Annotated in this window: 1 pseudogene; it reads left to right on the top strand. The window is 76.4% G+C overall.

The window, feature by feature from the left end:
- Window positions 1-398, top strand: a pseudogene (locus tag G3I78_RS50175) (two-component sensor histidine kinase); the annotation flags it as partial.

Raw genomic sequence — 398 nt, 5'->3', positions numbered from 1 at the left:
CCCCCGGCGTGAGCCCCCTCGCCTCCTGGGCCCGGCGCCATCCGCACGCCGCCGACGGGGTCCGGCTCACCCTCTCCCTGGTCCTACTCGCCCTCGTCACCTTCGAGGGAGTCGTCCTCGCCCGCCAGCCCAGCCTCCCGCACGCCGCCGTGTGGATCTCCGGCATCCTCGTCTGCCTCAGCGCGGCACCCTGGCCCGCCGTCCCCCTCCTTGCCCGCGCCTGGTTCGCCGCCGCCGTCACCTGGACCGTCACCCTCCTGCTGATCTTCGGCAACCACCCCCTCGTCGTCTGGGGCGGCGGCGAGGCCATCGCCCTCCTCGTCCTGCTCAGCCAGGTCCTGCTCCGCGCCCCCGCCCGCACCGCCGCCGTCCGCGGCCCGCTCCTCGGACTCGGCTGC

Origin of the sequence: Streptomyces sp. SID13726 (assembly GCF_010548375.1) — a bacterium.
In the GTDB taxonomy this organism is placed as follows: Bacteria; Actinomycetota; Actinomycetes; order Streptomycetales; family Streptomycetaceae; genus Streptomyces.
The sequence above is the reverse complement of the archived record's forward strand: the minus strand, read 5'-3'. Positions and strand labels throughout refer to the sequence as shown.